The organism is Acidisoma sp. L85 (assembly GCF_009765865.1).
Taxonomy (GTDB): domain Bacteria; phylum Pseudomonadota; class Alphaproteobacteria; order Acetobacterales; family Acetobacteraceae; genus Acidisoma.
Map to the genome: position 1 here is coordinate 91,865 of NZ_LMUQ01000084.1, position 1,861 is coordinate 93,725.

3 protein-coding genes are annotated in these 1,861 nt (G+C 63.4%); 1 reads left to right on the forward strand and 2 read right to left on the reverse strand.

Annotated features, from left to right (window positions below):
• Window positions 1–333, forward strand: a 333-nt coding sequence (locus GSQ83_RS28280) for a hypothetical protein (protein ID WP_158806308.1), incomplete at its 5' end; no start/stop codon positions are given.
• Window positions 334–367: 34 nt separating this feature from the next.
• Here GSQ83_RS28280 and GSQ83_RS28285 read toward each other — a convergent pair.
• Both GSQ83_RS28285 and GSQ83_RS28290 read right to left on the reverse strand, forming a co-directional pair.
• Window positions 368–1,291 carry an AEC family transporter gene (locus GSQ83_RS28285; protein ID WP_158806310.1) on the reverse strand — a complete coding sequence of 308 codons (924 nt, stop codon included), beginning with the start codon at window positions 1,289–1,291 and terminating at the stop codon, window positions 368–370.
• 299 nt (window positions 1,292–1,590) lie between these two features.
• A partial coding sequence (locus GSQ83_RS28290) for an adenosylhomocysteinase (RefSeq protein WP_174246753.1) occupies window positions 1,591–1,861 on the reverse strand: 271 nt, incomplete at its 5' end.

The window sequence follows — 1,861 nt, forward strand, 5'->3', positions numbered from 1 at the left end:
CATCTGATCGCGCCAGCGAACCGCCAGCGGGATGTCGCGGATCACTGGGAGGTCGCCGCGGTGGGCGATGTCCATGACGGGGGGCTGACGCTGGACGGCGGCTACATGTTCGATACGCGTGGCAGCGGGCTCACATGCGTGATGTATAACGCGACTGGCGACGACGTGGCCAAGCTTCGCGACGGGCTGATTGCGCGCTATGGGCAACCCCGCAAGGACAGCGCGTTCGGTCCGCTCCGGACTTTGACCTGGCAGACCCCGGACGCGATCGAACTCGCGATCAACCAGACGCCCCTGGCGGCGGTCGTCACTCACTGCGCCCCAGGACGGTAATGGCCGAAAGCCATCCTTCCGCTATCCAGCACGCTTATTGCAGCACATAGAGCCAGGCCAATAGCGTGACGACTGACAAGAGCGTCGTCACCGAAACGGTGGAGGCCACCAGGTCATGCTCCACACCGAATTCGCCGGCGAGGACGTAGGCCGTCTTTGCCGTCGGCACTCCGGCGCAGATCACCGCTGCAAGCGTCTGAAACGGGCTTAGTCCGCAGAGGCCGGCGACGATCCATGCCACCCCGGGCACTACGGCGAGCTTCACGAAACTCAGCGTCAGCGTAGCCCGCCAGTCGTGCCGGAGCCCTGACAGCGAGAAACCAAGCCCGATCGAGAACAGTGCGCAGCCTGTCAGGGTGTCCCCGAATATACGGGCGAAGTCGCCGAGCGGCGCGGGGAGGGGCAGGCCCGAAATGGACCAGCCGAGCCCAAGCACGGTGGAGACGATCAGTGGGTTGACCAGGGTCATGCGAATCAAGGCGCCGAAGCCGCGCCGGCCGCTGGCCATGTCGCGGTCTCGCTCCAACAACCAGATGAGCGGCGGAAACATCAACACCGCGACAAGCACGGTCGCCACTGCTGCCGCCAGGACGCCGCGCGCACCGTAGAGTGCGTACAGCACGGGAAGCGCGACAAAGCCCGTATTCGTCATTGCCGCGCTCGCCCCGATGAGCGCGCTTGCTCCTGCGCCGCGATGCCACCAGATCCGTGCCGCCGCATAGACCAGCCCAAAGCAGAGCAGCGAGCCACCGCCGAATGCAGCGATAAAACCCCATTCCAGCAACGCCTCGAGCCTCTCCTCGGCAATGGTGACGAAGACGAGCGCCGGCATCGCAACATTGTAAGCGAATTGTATGAGAGGTCCTGAGAGCGAGCGCGGCAGGTAACCACTGGCCCCGGCGATCCATCCGCTCAGAATTACGGCAAACACCGGAAGAACGAGGGCGGCAACAGTCATGGGACCGGCAGCTTCCACGAGATCTGGGTTCGGCGCTGGTCGCCGAATGGCCGCGACATGCTATTGATGATCGCGCTCGGGGTAAATCGTGGCACGCGTTATGGTCGCCGGCTAGCAAGTCTTATGGCCGCGCTGACATTCTTAAGTCAGCGCGGCCTCGCAATTCCAAGCGAAGGGCGCAAAGCAGACTTTAGCTTCTGACGTCATGCTCGGAGTTCGCCGAGCATGACCTGGTTGCGGCGACTTGGGCTCGCTTGCCTCAAGCTTCCTCAGCCTAGTGCGGAACTCTCCGCCCGCTCTCAATACCGGTAGAGGTCGTGCTTGAATGGCCCGTTAACCCCGGCCGCGCCGATGTATTCCGCCTGCTTCGGCGTCAGCCTCGTCAGCGCCGCGCCGACCTTGGCGAGGTGCAAGGCCGCAACCTTTTCGTCGAGCAGCTTCGGCAATGTGTAGACTTTGTTTTCGTATTTGCCTGCCGGGGCCTGCCACAGTTCCAACTGGGCGAGAACCTGGTTGGTGAATGAGGCGCTCATGACGAAACTGGGATGGCCCGTGCCGTTGCCGAGGTTC

Excerpts from the sequence above, each read along its gene's own strand:
- GSQ83_RS28285 (WP_158806310.1), bottom strand. The coding sequence starts at position 1,291 with ATGACTGTTGCCGCCCTCGTTCTTCCGGTGTTTGCCGTAATTCTGAGC.